Raw genomic sequence first — 22,448 nt, forward strand, 5'->3', positions numbered from 1 at the left:
ACGAATCAAACAAAGTAGTCAAACAATTTTTTATTTGCTTTCTTTGTGCCGCCTTTCATCAAAACTGAACTGATGTTTTCATCCGTTCCCGTCTTGGTGAGGCGGCATTATAGAGACTTGGAAAAGACTGACAACCCTTTTCTTAATAAAAAATGTTTAACCGGTCATAATTTCAACTAATGTAAAAATATGCGCCTTAAGTCAACATTATACGATCAATACATTCACTTTCTGGTAATCGTAAAACTATGCACGTACTATAATTGTGATTAATTTGTTAAATAAATCGCCTTCTAACTTTTCAATCGATGACACTGTAGCTTGCCTATGAAATTTTCCAACTCACACACTATGATCATTGCGCTGATAACTCTTATTGGTGCCATCATATTTAGCTTCATTTCTTCTACCGCTGCGATAGCCTTCGCACTGGGCGCCGTCTTATCCGGATTTGCCAATCATTACCTGAACACAAAGCAGGATGAAAATATGATGGGCGATGAAAACCAGAGCAGTAAAACGCTCTATGTCGGAAACCTTCCCTATCGTGCTAACGAAAGTGAAGTTAAAGATTTATTCTCAGAGTACGGGGAGGTCTTTGCTGTTCGCTTGATGAAAGATAAACGAACAGGAAAAAGGCGGGGCTTCGGCTTTGTGGTTATGAGCAGCAAAGATGCTGACTATGCTGTCAGCAAGCTAAATGAGAAAGAATTTGGTCAGCGTACATTAAAAGTACGTGAAGCCAACGACCCTAAGAATGAGGATAGTTAAGGCTGATTACCCGGCCCAAGTTCATGGCTAATAGACTGTGATTTAAAATCACAACATTGGAATTCTCACCAGAATGATAGGTCAAGTTCTGCCATTGCGGTGACCTTCCTGTGGCCATGTCTCCCAACAGTGAATTGACCCGGCTAGCGATCGCGCTGCCGGAGTCAATCACATTCGTAGCCTGAACAAACACCTTACTGATTTCATCTTTTATCAGCGGAAAGTGAGTGCATCCGAGCACAACCGTATCGATTGCCGTGTGAAACCAAGGCTGCAATATCCCGGTCAGCTCGTCCAGATCAACCTTAGCTCCCCGTAGTTTCATCTCTGCCATTTCAACCAGACGCGTGTTGCCCAGCAAATGAACCTCGCAATCTGAAGCAAACTCCTGGATCAAAGCCTGAGTATATTGGCGTTTAACCGTAGCCGGTGTGGCTAACACGCCCAGGCTTTTCGTTTTACTCAGTAATGCTGCAGGCTTGATAGCAGGCACAACCCCAACCACAGGCAAACTCAGCGCAGCCCGCAGAGGAGGCAAGACGATAGTGCTGGCGGTATTACAGGCAATCACAACCAGATCTGCTTTATGTTTTATGACCAGAGACGACACAATGTGCAGGGTACGCTCAACCAATACCGCCTCGTCCAACTCACCATAAGGGAAAGCCGCATCATCAAATGCGTAGATGTATTGATAATGTGGCAGCTGGCGGTATATCTCCTGATAGACGGAGAGGCCGCCCACACCAGAATCAAAAATAAGGATGGTTTTCACAACGTCTTTCTGACTGCTCCAAGATAGAAGCTCTCATCATACTGGCTGACAGATAAAAGCCAACTATCACACATCAGTTTACTGTGACTCTGGTACTGAGATCCGATAGCGGAGATGGTGAAACCGGCCTTGGTTGTCTATATGCAGAGGTTCAAGCGCTAACTGCCCTGAAAAACATGGGGCATGGACCACCAGAGTATGAAATTCGCCGTCTTCTCCGCAAGGGTCCACCTCATCAGGCAACCGTGCGAGTAATGAGTGATTAAACCATTTACCGCAGAACTCACCGCTGAGCTGGCTGGTATCCACAGTGGTCAGAATCGTTTTTATCCCTCGTTGCAGCATTTCCTCGGCCAGCAGCTGGCTGTCCTCCCCCAGCAAAGGAAAAACACATTGCCAGCCGGCCGGCTCGATATAACTGCGCCGATAGGTTTCAATACCATTACAAAACATATCGCCAAATGCCACGGCTTCAACGGCCAATCCGCTATTGCGAATGGCTTCCACCACCAGCGACTGATATACGTCATTCGGAGGAAACACGTCAGGCAGCGGTATCTCAACCAAGGGGAGCCCTGTCAGCCGGGCCTGTGCCCGTACCACAGCGATTGGTGTTGCCTGAAACGGCACCTCGGTACCGACATAAGTGGTAAACAGCCCCACAACGTCAAAGGCAGGGCTTTCTAATAAGCGCAACAGCGTCAGTGTTGAATCTTTACCGGATGACCAACTGACTATCACTTTCTTTGGTTTCATTGTCGCCTCACGAAAAAGCCGCCCGAAGGCGGCTGAGGGTTAGAACTGGTAGGTCACAGAAGCGTAATAGCTTCTTTCCTGAGTACTGTAGTTCTGAACCAATTCGTATTCTTTATCAAACAGGTTAGCAACACGGCCGCTCAACGTCACTTGCTCGGTCAAATAATAACTGGCCGCGACATCAAACAGTGAGTAGCCCCCCATTTCGTAGACACCGCCACCAAAAAGGTTTTCCTGCCGTTCACCTTGGTAAAGATAGTTCAATGAAGCCTGCCAATCTGCCGCGTTATAAACAATGTTCCACTTGGCATTTTGTTTAGCCACTCGGGACAACGGTTGATCCAAGTTCTTATCTTTCGGATCCAGATATTCAAGGGACAGATTATGATCAAACGCGCCTGTTTCGAAAGCGGCCACCAGCTCAATGCCTTTGATGAGAGCATCATCATTCTGGCAGCTCCCCGACTGACAGGAAATACGGTTATCAATATCATTCTGATATGCGGCTAACCGCCAATAGACCGAATTAAGCTGGCCATCGAATGCGACTTCGAAGGTTGTCGATTCCTCTGGCTCCAGAGTCGGATTACCGAAATTCGGCCAATATAAGTCGTTAAATGTCGGGGCGCGGAAACCTGTACCGGCATTACCCGTCAGGCGCAATGCATCACTGAAGCGCCAACCGGCACCCAACTGCCAGGTAAACTCAGTGCCGTACTGCTCGTTATCATCAACACGGACGCTTGCCTCACCTTGAGCCTGCTGACCATCATGATTGACAGTGACATAAGCCGCTTTATTATCACGATCTCCTTTGTCATAACTGTTGAACACTTGGTTCCAGCTATCCCACAGGTTCGAATCTTTAACTTGCTCATCGGTATACTCCAGGCCCGCCCCCAGCCAGGTTTGCGCCTGAACCAGTACTGCATTTCGCCAGCTGATAACATTCCTGTCCGTAACAATCTTGCTACCGGTCACTGAAGGATCCGCATTTTCAGCTTCATCCCGATTCATGGCGAGGATCAACTCAGAGCTGAACTGATCGTTGTCATACACCAGACGGCCAGATACGTTGTACAGCAAATTATCGGTTTCTTCAGAACCACCAAAAGAGTCATCAAATTCAATGTTCCCCTCGTGGTAGTAGGCATTACCTGCAAGGGTCCAGTGATCATCCAGATGAATCCCGACATCAATCAGGCCATCCCGGTTACGAAAACCATCTTCATCATCGCTACCAAAGGAAGCGACATCCTGGCCATCTGCCTGTTCAAAATTCGCAGCCACTTTTATCCAGCTACGTTCACCAAGGCGGTCTGCGACACTTCCTGCTAACTGCTGGTACTTCTCAGAGCCTACCTTGGCTTTCACTTCACCTGACATTTGCGTAGGCTGTGAGTCCGTGATGATATTAATCACGCCTGCTGTTGCGTCGGCACCATACACAGCAGCACGATTACCACGCACGAATTCGATGCGCTCAATGCCCGTTAACGGGAGTTGCCCAACATTCGTGAAACCTGTCGTGGCGCTGCCAATACGCACACCATTTAACAGAAACAGGACATTGTCACTACCGCGAACATAAGTGCGGCCAAGATGGCCGTAAGTACCATTGGTACTAATCTGCACACCCGGTAAGGTACGTAATACTTCCGTTAAACTGTTCGCCTGCATCGCATCAATATCAGCTTTAGTAACCACTGAAACAGGTGCAATGAGATTTTTTGTAGACTGCTCAAAACGGTTGGCGGTCACCACCATGGTCTCATCGGTGGTGTTCTGGGCGGAAACGAGCGAGGATTGCAGACACAAAGGTGCCAACGCCACGGCTAAAAGCGTTTTTTTCATTGTCATGGATACCTTAAATCGCGTTGAAATCTGGGCAGTCTCCATACTGCCTGTCTCGCTGGTCGGTCTTCGGACTTGAGAGCATGGTTGAACAACCGCCTAGGACATCGACTTCCCATCTCAACTGGCCGGCGTTGCGCTTGCCTGATGAAACAGTGTCTGGCTATCTGCCTTGTGTCTTTCGTTCTCTCTTACCGCTGCGCGTCAGTTACGGATTCTCACCGTATTCCCCGCCTGTGAACAGGCAAACCAGCGCAGCGGAATGCTAATTTTACCGGTCGGAATTGTCTAGTTTAGTTTGCTATTAGTCATGACAAATCTATCTGGCCTGCACTTTTCTCCCCCCTTTCACTGGACATCAGTCAACAATGCAATAAAATCTGCGCTCTTATTTTGAGCAGTTTTGAGGCAACACCATGGCAGCAACCCCAATCAACCCCGCCACCTACCAAGCACAACTGGACGAAAAGGCCGAGCGTATGCAAGCGCTGTTTGCTGACGTAGACACCCCGGAGTTGGAGGTGTTCGCTTCTCCTGCTCAACACTACCGTATGCGTGCTGAGTTTCGTGTCTGGCATGAAGGTGAAGACCTGTATTACATCATGTTCAATCAGGAAACCCGCGAGAAGTACCGGGTCGATCAGTTTCCGCAAGCCAGCCGTCTGATCAATGATTTGATGCCGTTGCTGGTAGATGCCATGAAGCCGAACCGTGCGCTGCGTCATAAGCTGTTCCAGGTCGATTTCCTGTCCACGCTGAGCGGAGAGATTCTGGTTTCCCTGCTATATCACCGTCAACTGGATGATCTGTGGGTCGCAGAAGCCAAAGCCCTGAAGCAAAGGCTGAATGATGAAGGGTTCAATCTCAACCTAATCGGCCGAGCTCGGAAACAGAAAATCGTGCTGGATCAGGACTATGTGATTGAGAAACTGACGATTCACGATCAAACACTGACCTATCAGCAGGTTGAAAACAGTTTTACCCAGCCTAACGGCGAAGTGGCGCAAAAGATGCTGGAGTGGGCAGTAGACTGTACTCAGGACAGCGAAGGCGATCTGCTGGAGCTGTATTGCGGCAACGGGAACTTCTCGCTGGCACTGGCAAAGAATTTTGACCGTGTGCTGGCCACAGAACTGGCCAAGCCGTCGGTGGAATCGGCACAGTACAACATTGCAGCGAACAAGATAGACAATGTGCAGATCATACGTATGTCTGCTGAAGAATTTACTCAGGCGATGGAAGGGCAGCGCGAGTTTCGCCGCCTGAAAGACAATAATATTGATCTCAGCAGCTACAACTGCAACACCATTTTTGTTGATCCGCCCCGCTCAGGCATGGACGAGGATACCTGTCGCATGGTTCAGGCCTATGAGCGTATTGTCTATATCTCCTGTAACCCGGACACCTTAAAAGCTAACCTGGAGATTCTGGGTCACACCCATCGCATTACCCGGTTTGCGCTGTTTGATCAGTTCCCTTACACCCACCACATGGAAGCGGGTGTAATGCTGGAACGTAAATAATCCAAGCGAAAACGGCAAAAACGAAAAAGGCGCCTCAGGCGCCTTTTCTGTCTTTCATGCTGAGAGATTATGCATCATCCTGAGCTTTGGATTTCGATTTCGGCTTCATCACACCCATGCGGTAAGCGACCCACAACAGCAACGCTAAACAAATCATCAACGGCAGGAAGTTAGATCCCATATCCGGTGCCTGCGCGCGCAGAAAGGCAGAATAGCCAAAGGCGCCGACCAGAAACAAAGCAAAGGCAATGGCCGGGGTCCCTTCCGCCATCGGGCGTGTCAGGTAGTCCTGATACATGCAATACACAGTCATCACAAAAGCAATCACCGGAAAAATAGAAAAAGCGACAGCACTGGAGGTAAATACTGCCAGCGTGGCGTTACCGCACAGTCCTGCTAACAGTGACAGGATTAAGGTCTTGCGTTCTGCTTTAACTTGTTGCTTGTCCATATCTTCACCAACATACTCAATTAAGGTTTATGCGCCAGCGTGTTGCGCTCACGCTCTTTACGATACCAGTAAGCTCCTTTGGCTATCATTCGCAGTTGCATGATTAAGCGCTCTGCATGTTCTGCCCGCGACTGACTGTCCAGATCCAGTGCATCGGCTCCTGAGCTGAACACCAAAGTGACTAACGCTTCAGCCTGGATATAAGCTTCTTCGTGCCGGCTCCCGCCTTTGGCTTCCAGATACTCAGTGAGTTCCGCCACGAAGTGCTGAATTTCTCTCGCCACAGCAGCACGGAATGCCGGCGAGGTGCCGGAGCGTTCCCGTAACAGCAAACGAAAAACGTTCGGGCTGCTTTCAATAAATTCCATGAAGGTTTCAACAGAAGTGCGGATAACACTGCCTTCTTCAGCAATGCGCTGGCGAGCCTGACGCATCAGCTGGCGAAGCAGTAAGCCACCTTCATCAACCAATGTTAGTCCAAGTTCATCCATATCTTTGAAGTGACGATAAAAAGATGTGGGTGCTATACCAGCTTCACGCGCAACTTCGCGCAAACTGAGATTGGAAAAACTGCGCTCAGCACTGAGCTGGTTAAAGGCTGCGTTAATCAGTGAACGCCGGGTTTTTTCTTTTTGTTGGGCCCTGATCCCCATGGGTTCCTGCTTCTGTTAAGTTGCCAGTTTGAGTCTCACTATACCCGCTTTCAGCCACTTGATCAGCGCCAATCCACACTTTGCCGGTGGGAATACTAACGGCCCTGTCAGGTGGAAGCAAAATCACAAACGTCATTTTCCCTGTCGGCTCACAAACTGCTGTCTGCCAGCGATAAAAATGGGGGTTTCTTCTGCCACAACGTGATCCTACGCGCTCTATCGGGGAGTCGCGATTTTCCCTTCGATTGGAAAGCGTTACACTCCGCACCACAGAAACAATCGGATAAATAAGGCGGCCCATGAGCACTCAACACCCCACGACTCCTTCTCACTATGATGTGATTATTATCGGCAGCGGACCCGGAGGCGAAGGGGCCGCCATGGGACTGACCAAAGCAGGTTTCAGCGTCGCTATTATTGAACGTGAAAGCCGTGTCGGCGGCGGCTGTACCCATTGGGGCACTATCCCCTCTAAAGCACTGCGTCACGCGGTCAGCCGTATTATCGAATTCAATAAAAACCCGCTCTACAGCAAAAACACCACCACACTGCACAGTACTTTCAGCCAGATTCTTGGTCACGCGCAGACAGTGGTCAGTAAGCAAACGAGAATGCGCCAGGGCTTTTATGATCGCAACAGTTGCCCCATCATTGCCGGTGAAGCCAGTTTTGTCGACCAACACACCATACGTGTTCGCCACCCTGACGGCAGTCATGACACCTATACCGCCGATAAATTCGTGATTGCCACCGGCTCACGTCCTTACCAGCCCAAAGATGTCGACTTCACCCACCAGCGCATCTACGACAGTGACTCCGTGCTGCGTCTGCAGCACGACCCGCGCCACATTATTATTTACGGGGCCGGGGTGATCGGCAGTGAATATGCCTCTATCTTCCGCGGCCTGGGGGTAAAAGTTGACCTCATCAACACCCGCCAGCGGCTGCTGGAATTTCTCGATAACGAGATCTCTGACTCGCTGTCTTACCACCTGTGGAACAACGGTGTGATGATCCGCAGCGGGGAGGCCTACAACAAGATTGAAGGCACAGAAGACGGTGTGATCCTGCATCTGGAATCCGGCAAGAAAATGAAAGCCGACTGCCTGCTGTACGCCAACGGCCGGACAGGTAACACAGATCGCCTCAACCTGGAGGTGGTCGGACTGACACCAGACTCACGCGGCCAGCTATCCGTCGACCAAAACTACTGTACCGATGCCGATAACATTTATGCGGTGGGTGATGTGATTGGCTACCCGAGTCTGGCGAGCGCCGCCTATGATCAGGGCCGCTTCGTGGCGCAGGCCATAGCAACCGGTCAGGCTCAGGGCCAGTTGATCGATCACATCCCAACCGGTATCTACACCATTCCTGAAATCAGCTCTGTGGGTAAAACAGAGCAGCAGCTGACTGCGGAAAAAGTCCCTTATGAGGTGGGACGGGCGCAATTCAAACACCTGGCCCGCGCTCAGATAGCCGGTACCGATGTCGGCAGCCTGAAGATACTGTTCCACCGCGAAACCAAAGAGATCTTAGGGATCCACTGCTTCGGTGAGCGGGCGTCTGAGATCATTCACATTGGTCAGGCGATCATGGAACAGAAAAACGGCGGTAACAGCATAGATTACTTCGTCAATACCACCTTTAATTACCCGACCATGGCTGAAGCCTACCGGGTGGCCGCGCTGAATGGACTGAACCGCCTGTTTTGAAAGCACCACTCCGCAGCCGATGCTGTGGAGCGGTACACACCATAAAAAAACGGCGCTCTAGGCGCCGTTTTTACGATTGGGACTTTTGCGATTGAGACTTTGCTTATCGGCGGTTACCGCGATAAGCCGGTGATGGGTTAAGTACCATGTGACGGTTGATATCTTTAAACAGCAGGTAGCGGAAACGACCCGGACCACCGGCATAGCATGCCTGCGGGCAGAAAGCGCGTAACCACATATAATCACCGGCTTCCACTTCCACCCAGTCCTGATTCAAATGATAAACCGCTTTACCTTCCAGTACGTACAGACCGTGTTCCATCACATGAGTCTCATCAAACGGAATGATCCCGCCGGGCTGGAAAGTCACTATGTTCACTTGCATGTCGTGACGCATATCTTCGGAATCAACAAAGCGGGTTGTTGCCCAGGCATCATTGGTGTCAGGCATCGGCGTTGGCTCGATGTCATTCTCATTGGTTACAAAGGCGTCAGGCACCTCAATACCTTCAACAAATTCATAGGCCTTGCGGATCCAATGGAAACGCACCGGCGCATCGCCATTGTTTTTCAGGCTCCACTTGGCTGATGGCGGCAGATAGGCATAACCGCCGGTTTCCATCTGATATTGCTCGCCTTCCAGCGTCAGGGTCATCTCGCCTTCTACCACAAACAGCACACCTTCCGCACCCGCATCCAGTTCGGGTTTGTCGCTGCCGCCCTGCGGGGAGACTTCCATGATGTAATGGGAGAAAGTTTCAGAAAAACCACTCATTGGCCGGGCAATCACCCACAGCCGGGTATTGTCCCAGAACGGCAGAAAGCTGGTCACGATATCACTCATCACGCCCTTAGGAATGATGGCATAGGCTTCGGTAAAAACCGCGCGGTCAGAGAGAATCTGTGTTTGCGGTGGCAGGCCACCTGTGGGGGCATAATAAGTATTCCGGGCCATTACATATGTCCTTTCATGTATAGCAGTATTACTGCGCCAATGGATAAGCAGAGTCTTGACGAGGCTGCTGTTTCAATTCTGAATTGTGTTGATTGTAGATCATGGCAATTTGATTTATAAATTAAATAACTTAATGCCAAGTAGTGGGATTTCCACTGGTAACGGATTATGAATCAGAACAAGACGTTAGACCCGGTGCTGCTGCGCAGCTTTGTCGCCGTGGTCGATTCCGGCAGCTTTACCCGAGCCGCCGACAGTACTCACCTCACTCAGTCGACAGTCAGCCAGCAGGTCCGCAAACTTGAGTCTCAGCTCGGCTGCGAACTGCTGCACCGCAAAGGCCGCTATGTCACTGCAACCCTGGAAGGCGAGCGGGTGCTCAATTATGCCCGCCGTATCCTGCAATTGATGAACGAAGCGGTCGTGCAGACCAGTGTCAGCGCCGAACAGCAAAAGATCCGGCTTGGGGTGCCGGAGGACTTTGCCACTCACGCCATCATGCCCACGCTGCATGCTTTCTCAACTGAATTTCCGGGCATCCGGTTGGAAGTGAAAAGTGGCTTATGCAGCGATATATGGCGGAAATTTCAGAGTAACGAGCTGGATTTAGCCCTGGTCAAGCAGCGGCAGGGCAGCCTGCCGGGGTTAGCCAGCTGGCCGGAGCCTTTATGCTGGATTGATAGCTTACACAGCAATAACCTCGACAGGCAGCCGGTTCCCCTGGTGTCTTTTCCTATTGGCGGCCTGTATCGCAATGAAATGGCCCATACGTTTGACAGCCTGGGCAGAAGCTGGCGTCTGGCCTACGTAAGCACCAGTTTGTCGGGGGTTTGCTGTGCCGTCGAGGCCGGGCTGGGTATTTCGCTGCTGCCTAGAAGGCTGGTGACCGGGCACCACAGAATTCTGGATGAAGATGACGGACTGCCGCCGGTGCAGGATATGGAAGTGACCCTGCATACCCAGGATAAGCTGTCGGCGCTGAGCAAAACCCTGGCAGAGCGACTGATCAGTACTTGCGATCGCATCTTTGAACATGAAATCTGAGGCGGTTTTTCCCGAGCGGCTGACAACGTACCACGGCCTCTTTCTGTCAAAAGAGGCCAAGTCAGCCCACTTAGCTGGCTTCCATCATCCGGTTGTCCGGGGTCAGGATATCTGCCCAGGGCAGGCTTTCATCGCCCAGCGTAATAAAGTTCGGGTTCTCCAGCGTGTGGCGCTCATTGTAAGACAGAGGTGTCAGGTGGGTATTGAGAATACGTCCGCCTGCTTCTTCCACAATGCACTGTGTCGCCGCTGTGTCCCACTCGCCTGTGGGGCCTAAACGCAGGTAACAATCGACTGCCCCTTCTGCCACCAGACAGGATTTCAGGGCCGCTGACCCCAGCGGGACTAAGTCGTAATTCAGTGCAGGATCCAGCCGGTTGGTGATCGCCCGGATATCCTGGCGGCGACTGATAGCCACAGCTATCGACTGGGTCGGCCCTTCGTGCTTATGGGTCGAGATGGAGACAGTTTCACCTTCGGGGGTAATTTTCCAGGCCCCCTGCCGGCGGCTGGCGTAGTAAACGACACCTGATACCGGCGCATACACCACACCCATCACAGGGTGATTGTTCTCAACCAGGGCGATGATTGTGGCAAAGTCGCCACTGCCAGCGATGAACTCTTGCGTACCGTCGAGAGGATCGACCAACCAGTAACGCTCCCACTGCTGGCGCTCTTCCAGCGGGATAGTTGCATCTTCTTCAGACAACACAGGAATATCCGGAGTCAGCTCGGTTAACCTTTCCAGCACCAGTTTGTGGGCGGCCAGATCTGCGCTGGTCACAGGCGTATTATCAGTCTTGATCTGTTTCTCGAACTGACCACGCTGATAAATATCAAGGATCACCTGTCCCGATTCCCGGGCAATTTCTATCACGGATGGAATTAACATCGACAGCTCCATCTCACACTCCTGCTAGGATAAGTACTTCAATGCCAGGAACAAGGCGGTAATGCTTCTGGCTTCAGCAAAATCAAGATGGCTCAGTAACTCTTCAGCCTGTGACAATGGCCAGCGCACAATATCCAGCGGCTCAGGTTCATCGCCGATCAGTTTCTCGGGAAATAAATCCTGCGCGAGAAACAGCGTCATCCTGCTGGAAAAATAAGACGGCGCCAGCACCACTTCTTTCATTGGCACTAACTGTCTGGCACCAAAACCAATTTCTTCTTTCAATTCCCGGTTAGCGGCTTCGTCGGCCGTTTCGCCGTGGTCTATCAAACCCTTGGGAAAGCCGAGTTCATAGCGATCCGTTCCTGCCGAATACTCACGCACCAATAAGAGATCGCCCTCTGCCGTCACAGGCACCATCATCACAGCATGCCGGCCGCTGGGTTTCATTCGCTCATAAGTACGGGTTTCACCGTTACTGAAACGGAGATCCAAAGACTCTATTTTAAACAGGCGGGATTGTGCCACCACCTCGGTTGCCAGAATTGTCGGTTTCTTATTCTCTGCCGCCATCATATTTCCCTGTCGCTTGGTCTATCTGCTATTAAATGGCATGGCGGTCATGAAATAAAGGAAAAATGCGTATTCAGACAGATTTGATTTTCCTCACCCCGCCAGACCAGGTGTCGCTGCGCAGCCTGTGGCTTACAGGCGACCTGTATAACGAATAGGATAACGGCCATTGGCATCCGGGTTGCCCAGCCATTTCAGCTGTTCCTGTAACCCGGATGGCAGCTCGGCGCCCGGCTTAAACCAGCCGTTCAGGTTATAGCGCTGATCCGTGGTTAAGCCCGCTTGCCATTCGCTGCTTACCTGGGCCGAAGCCTGATTGGCCGTCGCCGCCAGTTGCCCGTCATTACAGCTCAGTTCCGCCAGTACCTGACCGGGATCGACGTCACCCAGCGGTGTGCCTATGCTGGCTCCACTCCACACCAGTCCGCCGTCCAGCGACTGGCAGTAAGGCACCGCAAACCTGTAGTCACGAACGGTGAGTTCGAAGTTACCGCCCAGATTCAGAGGCACCGGAAGGCGTGCATACTGAATCGCCTGCTGGGCAGGCAGGGATAACAGCAAGTTCTGCGCATACAAACCACTGAGATCCGCGCCCATCAAACCTCGTCCTCTCAGCCCCAGATCACTACCCTGGCCCAGTCGCACCGCAAATTCAGCATTGGCACTCAGCAGCTTCCACGGACTGAGTTCCCAGTAAACCTGCCCCAGGTTCCACTGCTGCCAACGCACCTGACTCGCGGCCCCTTGCCAGGGCGTTCCGCTGATGCCGGTCACCGACAGTCCGGGCACCTTGGGCACATACTGCCACACCCAGCTCGCCGGCAAATGCACCAGCAGACTTACAATCAGGGCCAGCACAAAACTCACCCCTAACAATATGTTGTACCTCACGCTTAGCCTCGTCCCAGCTGTAAACGGTTCACTTCTACCAGCCCCGCCTGATTGGTTTTTGATACATCCAGAAACTGCGCTTCAATACCATGTTCTTCACGCAGAAAAGCCAGCCAGTTAACTAATGTATTAAAGGGCAAAGGCTGCACCCAAACCTGAACGGCTTCGTCACGCGGCTGCATTCTGATCAATTCAATGCGAAACCGGCGCGTGGTTTCATTGACGACCTGATTCAGCCCCAGGGGGCTGACACTGCCAGTTGCGCCGGTTTTAGCCCGCAACGCGGTAATATCGTCAGCCTTCTCGCTGACCCAGCTCAGTAGCTGACGCTCTGTTTGCAGGTTTTGCTCGGCAGAGTCAGCCCTTTGTGCCATCGGCTGCCAAATGCCCCAGTATAATACGGCAATCACCAGTGCGATTGCGCCGCCAATCACCAGACGCTGCTCTCGCCCGCTTAATGCTTTAAACCACTGATTCACGAACGTCTCCTCAGCACCAGAGCACCACTTACCTGCTGGCCGTCACGGTTAAGCTGGCCCTGTTCAACTTCAAATCCTTCCACCAGCAAAACCCTGAGCTGTTCGAAATGCTGGAATTCAGCCGCCACCGCCTGCAATCTCAATTCATGGCGGTTGTGATCGTATTTCAGATTCTGCACCGAGATCTGAGGCACTTTCAGTAACGCCGGACGCAGCTCAATCAGCCAGGGCAAAACCCCCTGACCCGATTCCGCACCGCCGAGGCGTGACAGCTCCTGATTCATCTGGCGTTTCAGGTAACTGCTGGTGGGAATATTGTTAAATTGCGGCAGTACCTGACGAAAGATACGCTCACTCTCGGTTTTATAGGCCAGCGCCTGATTTTCCATACCCTGCACACGCACCACATATTCAGCCACCAGCACGCCCAGTACCAGCACAGCGGCAATGCCCACTTTTCGCCAGGGCTTAAGCGCTTTGTGCCAGGTCGGTTGCAGTTTATAAGGACCGGACAGTAAATTGACTTTGCTGTCATCAGCCCCTTTCGCCAACAAGGCCATCACAAGCTCAGGCGCTTCGGCCTGCCAGTGTCCCGGCATGCCGGATGGTGCTGGGGTGAAATGACGAATCCGGTGCTGACTGACCGAATCTTCTGTGTCGTCCGTCAACGCCTCAGCCGCGGTTTGCGCATCGGCGCTCTGCGCTTCAGGGGATTCCTCTTCCAGCACCTGGCTGATTAATGGCACCTGTTGTGCCATCATCCAGCTCGCCAGCCATTCGGTGTCGGCGCAAATGCCCTGAGTCGCCGACTGGCGCAATAGCCACTGACCATCAATTTCGGCGGCACTGTAACTATTGTCAAAGGCCGGCAAACAGAGACAGTCTGGAATGATTTTTCGTACGGCCAGCCCGGCATCGTCACATAACGACAACCAGTGCTGCATCCGCTGATGTCCGACAACAGCAACATCCGCTTTATCGGCTTCCCGCTTAAGCATATGAATGTGCAGATCATCAACATCCTGAGCCAGCTCTTCTTCCAGCAGATACGGCAGTACCTGTGCCAGTTGACGCCCGGACCCGGATGGGATCGATACCTGGCTCAACAGCACATCGCTGCCTGATACCAGCAGATACACAGGCCGGTTTTCCCCGTATGCCGCCAGCTCGCCCAGCTGACCACTGTCAGCCAGTTCACCCGAGGCAATCACTTCCTGTTGCTGTGGCGACCAGACCAGCCAATGTACCGGCCCGTCAGGACGGCTACTCAGCCTTATCGTCAGAAACTCGCTCACTCATTCCTCCATAACGGCGACGTACGACAGTCACCTTGTTCTCCCCGTCTCGTTTGAGCAGGGCTAATATTCGCAATCGCGCGCGATCCACTGTCACTTCAGCATCGAGCTCAAAAAAATCACTTTTTACGGCCAGGTAAGATTTCGCCTGTTTGCGCGCCGCTTCAGTCAGCCGGTTAACGGCCCCTTCGGCCAGAAAGGCATCCACATCCTGCCAGCCATCATAGGGGCGGTTCTCTATCAACTGGCGGGCATCATCCAGGCTCAGTTCCGGGCTGAACACGCCGACCAGCAGCGCTGCCTGAGCAGGCTGGATCGTATTGACATTGATCAGCAGATCGGTCGACGGTAAGGCACACAATAAAGGGCGAGCCTGCTGATACATGGTGGCACTCACGCCATTCACCGCGCGAAACTCACTCACATCTGCCATCAGATTTCTGGGCGGCAGGTATGCCGGTGAAAAGCCTTCATAGCTGCTGTCGCCTGCACCGTAGGCGCTGTACACTGTCTCATCGGGATCGACATACTCCCACACCGAATCCGCCGCCACTTCTGCTTCATAGCTTTCCGCTCCCGCCTCTTCTAACAGAGCCTGCAGAAAACGTACCCGAAACGGCTTCTGGCTGCGATCCTGCTCAGGTGCCTGACCCGACAAGGCATTCAGGTTATAGCACGCCTGCAGATCATAGATATTTCCCTGCACTTCGCCATTATCCAGCGGATAGCTCTGGCCTTCGGTTGCCCAGACCTGGCTTAAGTTAACAGTGTCACTGTCCGCCAGACTCTGTTCTATCGCCACTTTGGCCAACTGCTCCATACCCTGGCTATACCAATAGGCCTGCTGGTTAAAAACCTGATTCTCAACCCGATAAAAATTCAGTTGCAGACGATCTGTCATCTGAACCGCCAGCAATGTCATTATGGCTAACAGCAGCAGGGCCACAATTAAGGCTACCCCTTGCTGTCTGGCGGGAGACTGTCTCATGAGGCGGTCTCCTCATCTGGCTTTTCTGCGTCCGGCAATACCGCTTCCGGCAGCATATAAACGCGCTCTATCTTACCCAGATCTTCCAGTGTCAGGGTGACAGCAATGCCTTTGGGCAATCTGGTATTATCTGACCAGGCTTCCTGCCAGCCTTGCGGGCCATAATAGCTGAATGACAAAGCCGTCACCCCTTGCAGCACCTTACGCACCAAAGGCTCGGTACCTACCACAGTGTCGGGATAGCGAAACCACACCCGCTCGAGTTTGTCATCAATAATGCGATAGCCCACCCGGAGAATCTCGCTGCGGGGAAACATTTGCTGTGGGTTCTGCCAGCCATCGCGGGTAAAAATAATGCCGTGACTGGCGGAATCAAGCAGGTATTCGCCGCTCTGCAACAAAGGACCACTCTCGTTATTGCCCTGCTGCCTGACCTGACGGCCGATAATCTGACGAAAATCGTTGTCCAGCATCAGCATGGCCCGCTGAATTTCCTGTAACCGTTGGTTATGCTCCCGCGACTGTTCATCGCTGCGCTGCACCCCGTTCATGACCTGATAGGCCGACAGGCTGAACATAGCAAACACCGCAATAGCCACCAGTACTTCGAGCAGTGTAAATCCCGCATGTCGCGATAATGGCTGACGATGCTCAGTTCTCAATGTAAGTCCTTAAGGTCGCCACCCTGTCTTTCAGTGCCTCATCGGTAGCGACAACGATATCCAGAGCCCGGAGGTAACCATCCGCTGTGGCGGTGCTTTTGATTGACCAGTACCATTGCCGTCCGGCGAGCTCAGATTTGCCTTTCTTCTCGGCGGTCAGCCGCTCGCCTGCAATGCGAATTCGGGCCAGCTCATTATCCGCTACCATGGTGGCAAAGGTTTTCTGCTCCAGGTAGCCCATAGCGTTGATGTGCTGTCCGACCGCCTTCATCACACTCAAGGCGGCCGTCGCAAATATGGCCATGGCAACCAGCACTTCCAGTAACGTGAAACCCGCGTCAGAAGATAATTTCCGCCGGGAACTCATTGGCCTGACTCCTCTCGGGTGGCTCCCGGTTCAAGCAGGTGCAATTGTCCGACTTCATCGGCTTCGACTGTCCAGATATCACCTTCTCCACTGGCATCAAACGACACAGTAAAAGGCGTATACTCACCACTGGACATCACGATAATCTGCGGCGGTTTGGCTTTTTCATCTTCTTCACTGGCAAAAAGATCCTCGTCAAACAGCGAACCGGGTTCGAACAAACGATCCTCGTCCTGCCAGGCGTCGCTGCCAACCTTGACTTCCATGCCGAGCGTATCGGGCAAAGTGACTTCGCTGAAGTAACGTGAATCCTTGAGGGGTTGCCAGCCTTTCGGGTCCAGCTCAAAAAACTGGTAGCCCTGCCTGTCAACCCGGACACCGTAATCACGGCCATTCAGCATGGCATCTTCACCCAGCAGCTGCACCAGATAATAAAATCGCTGTGATTCTTCTTTCAGCACCTCATTTTTAGGCGCCGGCAGTGTCATCACAACGGCTACGGCGCTGGTGGCCAGCAGTACCAGCACCAGCATCAGTTCAATCAGCGTAAATCCGGCAGCTGCACGTTTCATAGTTTGAATTAGCGGTAATCCAGCATATTCCAGTTACCGATATCGGTATTGACCTCTTCACCGCCTTCCTGGCCGTCAGCACCCAGGCTGAAGACATCCACCGGACCATGTTCACCAGGCATCACGTAGTTATAGTCGTTACCCCAAGGGTCTTTAGGCAGACGCTTGATATAGCCACCGTTACGGTAATTACGTGGTTCAGGGCTTGACGAAGGCTCAGTCACCAGCGCATCCAGACCTTGATCTGTGGTTGGATAAACACTGTTATCCAGCTTATACATATCCAATGCCTGCTCCAGTGCACCAATATCGGTCACGACTTTCTGCTGATCGGCCTTTTCTTTATTACCCAGCAAGTTCGGGACGACCAGACTGGCCAGTACGCCCAGAATCACGATAACCACCATGACTTCCAGCAGGGTAAAACCGCGTTGTTGACGTTGCATTAACACACCTCCAAAAGGGAAAACTACATGCCCACCATGTTATTCAGGGCAATGATTGGCATCAGAGTCGCGATAACGATAAACATCACCACCCCAGCCATTACTACAATCAAAAGGGGTTCAAACACCCCCAGTGCCATGTTGACCAAAGATTCGAAATCTCTGTCCTGATTATCGGCCGCCCGGGTCAGCATCTGCTCCAGCTCGCCACTGCGCTCACCACTGGCTATCATGTGGAGCATCATGGGCGGAAACAGCTTAGTTTGTTCCAGTGAGACGCGAAGACTGGCGCCTTCCCTGACCTTATCGGCTGCCTCAAGGATTTCCTGATTCACCCAGGTATTGGTCATGACCTGAGAGGCCACCTTCATTCCATCAAGCAAAGGGATGGCACTGGAGGTACAAATCGACAGCGTGCGGGCAAAACGGGATGTGTTCAGGCCACGCGCCACTTTACCGATAACAGGAACGCCCATCATCCGCCTGTCCCAGCGCAGCCGCAGGTCCGGACGACGCAACGCCATCCGGATACCCGCAATCAGCAGTATGATGACCAGCACAACGGCCAGTCCCCAGTGCTGAACAAAATTACTGGCGGCCAGCAGCACCTGAGTGATCTGCGGCAATTCCTGCCCCATATGGACAAACTGATCCACAATTTTCGGCACCACAGTGGCCAGCAAAAAAGCCACCACAGACACGGCAACCAGAGTCAGCATGGTCGGGTAAATCAGCGCTTGCTGCAGCTTACTGCGCATTTTCTGCCGGTTTTCAGTGTAATCGGCCAGACGGTTGAGCACGGTATCCAGATGGCCGGATTTTTCCCCTGCCGAAACCATGGCCCGAAAGAGCTGGTCAAAGATATGAGGGAATTCTGCCATGCTGTCTGCCAGGGTGTAGCCTTCAACTACTCTAGAGCGCACCGCCAGCATCATGTTTTTCAGACGGACTTTTTCGCTCTGCTCGGCCACCGCGCGCAGGCACTCTTCTAACGGCATCCCCGCCTGGACCAAGGTGGCCAGCTGGCGGGTCAGCAGGGACAGTTCATTGGTGCTGATCCCGCGGCGAAACGCAATCCGCCCGCCCGCCTTGCGCTTTTCACGCTCATGACTCTGGCTGACTTCAACCGGGATCAATCCCTGCTCGCGCAGTTGCTGGCGAAGCTGGCGGGCCGTGTCGGCTTCCATGACGCCTTTTTTCTGGCGTCCTTTGGTATCCAGGGCCTTATATTCAAATGCTGCCATCAGCCCTCCCTGGTCACTCGCATCACTTCTTCAAGCGTGGTAATACCCTGGCGGACTTTGGCCAAACCATCATCACGGATACTCGGAGTGTGCTGGCGGATCACTCTTTCTATCGCCTGCTCGCCGGCATCGGCATGGATCAGCTCCTGTACCTGTTCATCCACCAGCAGCAGTTCGTGAATCCCGGTCCGGCCACGATAGCCTTTGTTATTGCAGTGCTCGCAACCGACGGCATGGTAGAGGGTCAAGGACTCATATTCCGGTACATCGAACAGCTTTTTCTGCTCACTGTCAGCCTGATAGGGATCGCGGCAATGGGGACACAGCGTCCGAACCAGACGTTGCGCCAGTACTCCCAGCAAAGAAGAAGAGACCAGGAAAGGCTCGATGCCCATATCGCGCAAACGGGTCACGGCACCAATCGCTGTGTTGGTGTGCAGGGTCGACATCACCATATGGCCGGTCAGGGAGGCCTGCACGGCAATGGAAGCGGTTTCCAGGTCACGGATCTCACCGACCATCACCACATCCGGATCCTGACGCAAAATCGCCCGCAGCCCACGGGCAAAGGTCATGTCCACTTTGGTATTCACCTGTGTCTGACCTATGCCATCGATATCAAATTCAATCGGATCTTCGACTGTCAGGATATTGCGCTCATGGCTGTTCAGCTCCTGCAGGCCGGCATATAAGGTGGTCGATTTACCCGAGCCAGTCGGCCCTGTCACCAGTATAATGCCGTGCGGACGGGCAATCAGGTACTGGAAACTTTTGTGAATACGGGGCGTCATGCCCAGGCTGTGTAAATCCAGCCGGGTCGCATTTTTATCCAGCAAACGCAATACGACACGCTCGCCGTGCGAGGACGGCATGGTTGACACCCGCACGTCTACCGCCCGGCCACCGATGCGCAGAGAGATCCGGCCATCCTGAGGCACGCGTTTCTCGGCGATATCCAGCCGGGCCATGACTTTGATCCGGGAGACCAGAAGCGGTGCCAGCTTGCGGCTCGGGGTCAGCACCTCGCGCAGCACGCCATCGACACGAAAACGAATCGACAAGGTTTTCTCAAAGGTCTCGATATGGATATCCGAGGCTCCTTCCTTGATCGCTTCAGCCAGCATGGCATTGATCAGCTTGATGATTGGCGCGTCATCTTCCGATTCCAGCAAGTCTTCGGTTTGAGGCAACTCTTCAGCCAGCGAGAAAAAGTCATCGCTGTCAGAGCCCAGATCTTCCATCAACTGACGCGCTTCCGACGAATCACGCTGATAGGCATCGGTGAGGCGTTGTTCAAAAGCATGCGGCTCCAGCGCTTCAACGCGAAAACTGCGGCCAGACACCCGGCGCACTTCCGCCAGCACCACAGCTTTTAGCGGTCCGTCATGATAAAGCACCCTGCCGTGTTCACCCGTTTCAAGCACCACTTTATGACGCTTGGCGAAAGAAAACGGCAAACGGAACTGCACCAGATCGGCCGGGCGCAGCGTGTCCATCACTTCTCCTCCAGACGGGAGACAAATGCCCGTACTTCAGGGGGCAGAGAAATATCTTCGCCATATCTCGGCAATACCGGGGTTTTGGTCTCCGGCATCAGACGCAGGCCTTCATCGGCCTTATACAGCTGCTCAGCCCGGATATAGTTGTACTTACGCTGGGTAATACCATCTGCCGTCACGCCATCACGGATAATGGTCGGCTTAATAAATACCATCAGGTTGGTTCTGCCCTTACTGGTATTGTTGGATTTAAACAGGTGGCCCAGAATAGGAATATCGCCAAGAATCGGGATCTTGGATTCATTTTCGTTGGTCTCGTCCTGGATCAGGCCGCCCAGGGCAATCATCTGTCCGTCCTGAATCAGCACAGAGGTGGTAAGCTGTCGCTTGGAGAAACGCACGTCAACCGCGCCGTTGGCACCCAGAACGTTAGAGACCTCTTGCTCAATCTTGAGCTGCACAGAATCCCCTTCGTTAATTTGCGGGGTCACTTTGAGCTTGATACCCACTTCTTTGCGTTCGACGGTCTGGAATGGGTTATCGTTATTAGAGCTGGCCGTTGAGCCAGTCACCACAGGTACTTCCTCACCGACAATAAACGAAGCTTCGCCATTGTCCATCACGGTAATACTGGGTGAAGACAGGATGTTAGATTCACGGTCTGTGGCCACCGCATTGACCAGCATGGTCCAGTCACCCATGATCAAGCCCAGTACCGCACCATTGGCACCTGACAGCACCTGGCCCAGAGTCGAAAAATCGCCGCTTTCGGTAACTTCCACGTCAACCAGATTGTTATTATTGTCAAAGCGCTGCTCGGTCCGGGTAGTATCCTTCGCCTCTTCCAGACCAATCAGATACTGACCGACAGGCACATTAGAGTTGTTAAACTGCACTATCCCGTTTTCTTTCGAGCCGTACTGAATACCGAAGTTGATACCGGCCCCTTCAGACAATTCAACAATCATCGCCTCAATCAGCACCTGAGCACGGCGGATGTCGAGCTGGGCAATGATGTTTTCCAGCGCGCGCATGATATCCGGCGGTGCCGTCAGGATCAGGGCATTGGTGTCGGCGTGCGCGGCTATCATCACATCATTTTTCTTAGCAACAGCAGCGGCCTGACCATTGCCTTGTTTTTCGGCCTGCAAGTTATCGGATACCCCTTTCAGTACATCGACCAGCTCTTCGGCATTGGCGTATTTGAGGTAAACGACACGGTTATTGCCCGAGCTCGCCATTTCTTTATCTAACTGGCGTATCAGACGTTTAAGGCGCTCACGCACTTTAGGATCGCCAGACAGCAGCACAGAATTGGTGCGCTCATCCGCGACTAATTTAGGTTGCAGAAACTCTGGCGTCGACTTGGCATCAGCCGACTTGTTCAGGGCATCGACAATGCGCACCATCTCTGCGGCAGAGGCATTATTGAGCTCAACCACGTCGATCTCTTTATCACCGGCACGGTCAACCCGCTCAATGATATCCGCCAGACGATTAACGACGGCCGCACGGCCGGTGATCATGATGATGTTCGCCGGGTCGTAGTGCACCACGTTACCCGCACCTGCGTTATCGTTCAGCTGACGCAGCAGAGGAGACAGCTCTCTGACGGAGACATTGCGTACCGCCACCACCCGGGTCACCACTTCATCACCCTGCGCCTGGGTTTTGCTGTCAACGACAGGAATAGAAGAAATTTTCGCGTCTTTATCACGGATAACTTTCAGTATGCCGTTTTCCATTTCGACGACGGCAAACCCGTACACTTCCAGTACGTTGAGGAAAAACTGGTAATACTGTTCGTCGTTCAGCAGATCATAGCTGCGGACATTAACCTGCCCTCTGACAGAGGGATCCACAATGATAGTTTTCTGCAGATTACGTCCAACAATGTTGATAAACTCTTGAATATCAGTTCCTTTGAAACTGGCGCTGAATTCACTTGCCATCAGGGGAGTCGACAGCAAGCTGGCCGCCAGCCACAGGGTGCCCTTACCCATCCATTTTTTCACAAAAAACTCCTGCGTATATACGCAATGT

General features: G+C 52.6%; 23 protein-coding genes and 1 riboswitch. Of the genes, 4 read left to right on the plus strand and 19 right to left on the minus strand.

The features are described 5' to 3' along the window. Positions 1-327 precede the first annotated feature (327 nt). On the plus strand, positions 328-771 hold the full coding sequence (locus KCG43_RS16095) for an RNA-binding protein (protein WP_218386236.1): 444 nt from the start codon (positions 328-330) through the stop codon (positions 769-771). Here KCG43_RS16095 and murI read toward each other — a convergent pair. The 3 genes from murI to KCG43_RS16110 all read right to left on the minus strand — a co-directional run bounded on the left by murI (position 752) and on the right by KCG43_RS16110 (position 4,156). Further along, a complete protein-coding gene (gene murI / locus KCG43_RS16100) occupies positions 752-1,546 on the minus strand; it encodes a glutamate racemase (RefSeq protein ID WP_192017459.1) in 795 nt (264 codons plus the stop codon). The two genes, KCG43_RS16095 and murI, sit on opposite strands and share 20 nt — an antisense overlap. A gap of 78 nt (positions 1,547-1,624) precedes the next feature. Continuing rightward, a complete protein-coding gene (locus KCG43_RS16105) occupies positions 1,625-2,302 on the minus strand; it encodes an adenine nucleotide alpha hydrolase (protein ID WP_218386240.1) in 678 nt (225 codons plus the stop codon). 39 nt (positions 2,303-2,341) lie between these two features. Next, positions 2,342-4,156: a TonB-dependent receptor domain-containing protein gene (locus KCG43_RS16110; protein ID WP_218386243.1), complete on the minus strand. Its 1,815-nt coding sequence runs from the start codon at positions 4,154-4,156 to the stop codon at positions 2,342-2,344. A gap of 42 nt (positions 4,157-4,198) precedes the next feature. Further along, positions 4,199-4,425, minus strand: a riboswitch (cobalamin riboswitch). Between the two features lie 147 nt (positions 4,426-4,572). On the opposite strand from KCG43_RS16110, the gene trmA reads away from it, so the two are divergent. Next, on the plus strand, positions 4,573-5,679 hold the full coding sequence (trmA, locus tag KCG43_RS16115; protein WP_218386245.1) for a tRNA (uridine(54)-C5)-methyltransferase TrmA: 1,107 nt from the start codon (positions 4,573-4,575) through the stop codon (positions 5,677-5,679). Positions 5,680-5,746: 67 nt separating this feature from the next. Here the strand turns inward: trmA and KCG43_RS16120 are convergent, their stop codons facing one another. Then, positions 5,747-6,130, minus strand: coding sequence for a YijD family membrane protein (locus tag KCG43_RS16120; RefSeq protein WP_218386248.1), 384 nt, complete (start codon positions 6,128-6,130; stop codon positions 5,747-5,749). 20 nt (positions 6,131-6,150) lie between these two features. After that, positions 6,151-6,783, minus strand: a complete 633-nt coding sequence (fabR, locus tag KCG43_RS16125) for an HTH-type transcriptional repressor FabR (protein ID WP_027251541.1) — start codon at positions 6,781-6,783, stop codon at positions 6,151-6,153. A gap of 299 nt (positions 6,784-7,082) precedes the next feature. On the opposite strand from fabR, the gene sthA reads away from it, so the two are divergent. Continuing rightward, a complete protein-coding gene (gene sthA / locus KCG43_RS16130; RefSeq protein WP_218386250.1) occupies positions 7,083-8,498 on the plus strand; it encodes a Si-specific NAD(P)(+) transhydrogenase in 1,416 nt (471 codons plus the stop codon). 103 nt (positions 8,499-8,601) lie between these two features. Here the strand turns inward: sthA and KCG43_RS16135 are convergent, their stop codons facing one another. Further along, positions 8,602-9,453, minus strand: a complete 852-nt coding sequence (locus KCG43_RS16135; RefSeq protein WP_192017453.1) for a bifunctional allantoicase/(S)-ureidoglycine aminohydrolase — start codon at positions 9,451-9,453, stop codon at positions 8,602-8,604. A 168-nt stretch (positions 9,454-9,621) separates the two neighbouring features. On the opposite strand from KCG43_RS16135, the gene KCG43_RS16140 reads away from it, so the two are divergent. After that, positions 9,622-10,497 carry a LysR substrate-binding domain-containing protein gene (locus tag KCG43_RS16140; protein WP_218386251.1) on the plus strand — a complete coding sequence of 292 codons (876 nt, stop codon included), beginning with the start codon at positions 9,622-9,624 and terminating at the stop codon, positions 10,495-10,497. Between the two features lie 70 nt (positions 10,498-10,567). On the opposite strand, the gene cysQ is transcribed toward KCG43_RS16140, so the two are convergent. The 13 genes from cysQ to gspD form a co-directional block, all read right to left on the minus strand. Then, positions 10,568-11,401 carry a 3'(2'),5'-bisphosphate nucleotidase CysQ gene (gene cysQ / locus KCG43_RS16145; protein ID WP_218386253.1) on the minus strand — a complete coding sequence of 278 codons (834 nt, stop codon included), beginning with the start codon at positions 11,399-11,401 and terminating at the stop codon, positions 10,568-10,570. A 12-nt stretch (positions 11,402-11,413) separates the two neighbouring features. Continuing rightward, on the minus strand, positions 11,414-11,962 hold the full coding sequence (nudE, locus tag KCG43_RS16150) for an ADP compounds hydrolase NudE (RefSeq protein ID WP_218386327.1): 549 nt from the start codon (positions 11,960-11,962) through the stop codon (positions 11,414-11,416). Positions 11,963-12,094: 132 nt separating this feature from the next. After that, positions 12,095-12,853 (minus strand): type II secretion system protein N, encoded by a 759-nt coding sequence (locus KCG43_RS16155; protein ID WP_218386255.1) that lies wholly within the window; start codon positions 12,851-12,853, stop codon positions 12,095-12,097. A gap of 2 nt (positions 12,854-12,855) precedes the next feature. Then, on the minus strand, positions 12,856-13,332 hold the full coding sequence (locus KCG43_RS16160; protein ID WP_192017448.1) for a type II secretion system protein M: 477 nt from the start codon (positions 13,330-13,332) through the stop codon (positions 12,856-12,858). Next, on the minus strand, positions 13,329-14,627 hold the full coding sequence (gene gspL, locus KCG43_RS16165) for a type II secretion system protein GspL (RefSeq protein ID WP_218386257.1): 1,299 nt from the start codon (positions 14,625-14,627) through the stop codon (positions 13,329-13,331). Before gspL ends, KCG43_RS16160 begins: the two co-directional genes overlap by 4 nt. Continuing rightward, the gene (gene gspK, locus KCG43_RS16170) at positions 14,596-15,615 is read right to left on the minus strand and encodes a type II secretion system minor pseudopilin GspK (RefSeq protein ID WP_192017446.1); all 1,020 of its coding nucleotides are present in this window, start codon (positions 15,613-15,615) and stop codon (positions 14,596-14,598) included. The genes gspL and gspK overlap by 32 nt, the downstream gene beginning before the upstream one ends. Beyond that, positions 15,612-16,277 (minus strand): type II secretion system minor pseudopilin GspJ, encoded by a 666-nt coding sequence (gspJ, locus tag KCG43_RS16175; protein ID WP_218386259.1) that lies wholly within the window; start codon positions 16,275-16,277, stop codon positions 15,612-15,614. Before gspJ ends, gspK begins: the two co-directional genes overlap by 4 nt. Beyond that, positions 16,267-16,644 (minus strand): type II secretion system minor pseudopilin GspI, encoded by a 378-nt coding sequence (gene gspI / locus KCG43_RS16180; RefSeq protein ID WP_218386262.1) that lies wholly within the window; start codon positions 16,642-16,644, stop codon positions 16,267-16,269. The genes gspJ and gspI overlap by 11 nt, the downstream gene beginning before the upstream one ends. Then, on the minus strand, positions 16,641-17,216 hold the full coding sequence (gene gspH / locus KCG43_RS16185) for a type II secretion system minor pseudopilin GspH (RefSeq protein WP_192017443.1): 576 nt from the start codon (positions 17,214-17,216) through the stop codon (positions 16,641-16,643). Before gspH ends, gspI begins: the two co-directional genes overlap by 4 nt. A gap of 8 nt (positions 17,217-17,224) precedes the next feature. Continuing rightward, the gene (gspG, locus tag KCG43_RS16190; protein WP_218386264.1) at positions 17,225-17,662 is read right to left on the minus strand and encodes a type II secretion system major pseudopilin GspG; all 438 of its coding nucleotides are present in this window, start codon (positions 17,660-17,662) and stop codon (positions 17,225-17,227) included. A gap of 23 nt (positions 17,663-17,685) precedes the next feature. Continuing rightward, a complete protein-coding gene (gene gspF / locus KCG43_RS16195; RefSeq protein ID WP_192017441.1) occupies positions 17,686-18,906 on the minus strand; it encodes a type II secretion system inner membrane protein GspF in 1,221 nt (406 codons plus the stop codon). Continuing rightward, positions 18,906-20,402 carry a type II secretion system ATPase GspE gene (gene gspE / locus KCG43_RS16200; RefSeq protein ID WP_192017440.1) on the minus strand — a complete coding sequence of 499 codons (1,497 nt, stop codon included), beginning with the start codon at positions 20,400-20,402 and terminating at the stop codon, positions 18,906-18,908. The genes gspF and gspE overlap by 1 nt, the downstream gene beginning before the upstream one ends. Then, positions 20,402-22,420 carry a type II secretion system secretin GspD gene (gspD, locus tag KCG43_RS16205; RefSeq protein ID WP_192017439.1) on the minus strand — a complete coding sequence of 673 codons (2,019 nt, stop codon included), beginning with the start codon at positions 22,418-22,420 and terminating at the stop codon, positions 20,402-20,404. Before gspD ends, gspE begins: the two co-directional genes overlap by 1 nt. Between the last annotated feature and the right edge of the window lie 28 nt (positions 22,421-22,448).

The organism is Photobacterium sp. WH24 (assembly GCF_019204055.1).
Lineage (GTDB): Bacteria > Pseudomonadota > Gammaproteobacteria > Enterobacterales > Vibrionaceae > Photobacterium > Photobacterium arenosum.

Coding starts and splice junctions, on each gene's coding strand:
- gspE (WP_192017440.1), bottom strand. CDS start 20,402: ATGGACACGCTGCGCCCGGCCGATCTGGTGCAGTTCCGTTTGCCGTTT.
- KCG43_RS16140 (WP_218386251.1), top strand. CDS start 9,622: ATGAATCAGAACAAGACGTTAGACCCGGTGCTGCTGCGCAGCTTTGTC.
- sthA (WP_218386250.1), top strand. CDS start 7,083: ATGAGCACTCAACACCCCACGACTCCTTCTCACTATGATGTGATTATT.
- KCG43_RS16120 (WP_218386248.1), bottom strand. CDS start 6,130: ATGGACAAGCAACAAGTTAAAGCAGAACGCAAGACCTTAATCCTGTCA.
- KCG43_RS16135 (WP_192017453.1), bottom strand. CDS start 9,453: ATGGCCCGGAATACTTATTATGCCCCCACAGGTGGCCTGCCACCGCAA.
- cysQ (WP_218386253.1), bottom strand. CDS start 11,401: ATGGAGCTGTCGATGTTAATTCCATCCGTGATAGAAATTGCCCGGGAA.
- fabR (WP_027251541.1), bottom strand. CDS start 6,783: ATGGGGATCAGGGCCCAACAAAAAGAAAAAACCCGGCGTTCACTGATT.
- KCG43_RS16105 (WP_218386240.1), bottom strand. CDS start 2,302: ATGAAACCAAAGAAAGTGATAGTCAGTTGGTCATCCGGTAAAGATTCA.
- trmA (WP_218386245.1), top strand. CDS start 4,573: ATGGCAGCAACCCCAATCAACCCCGCCACCTACCAAGCACAACTGGAC.
- gspG (WP_218386264.1), bottom strand. CDS start 17,662: ATGCAACGTCAACAACGCGGTTTTACCCTGCTGGAAGTCATGGTGGTT.
- gspF (WP_192017441.1), bottom strand. CDS start 18,906: ATGGCAGCATTTGAATATAAGGCCCTGGATACCAAAGGACGCCAGAAA.
- gspI (WP_218386262.1), bottom strand. CDS start 16,644: ATGAGTTCCCGGCGGAAATTATCTTCTGACGCGGGTTTCACGTTACTG.
- nudE (WP_218386327.1), bottom strand. CDS start 11,962: ATGGCGGCAGAGAATAAGAAACCGACAATTCTGGCAACCGAGGTGGTG.
- gspH (WP_192017443.1), bottom strand. CDS start 17,216: ATGAAACGTGCAGCTGCCGGATTTACGCTGATTGAACTGATGCTGGTG.
- KCG43_RS16095 (WP_218386236.1), top strand. CDS start 328: ATGAAATTTTCCAACTCACACACTATGATCATTGCGCTGATAACTCTT.
- KCG43_RS16110 (WP_218386243.1), bottom strand. CDS start 4,156: ATGAAAAAAACGCTTTTAGCCGTGGCGTTGGCACCTTTGTGTCTGCAA.
- gspK (WP_192017446.1), bottom strand. CDS start 15,615: ATGAGACAGTCTCCCGCCAGACAGCAAGGGGTAGCCTTAATTGTGGCC.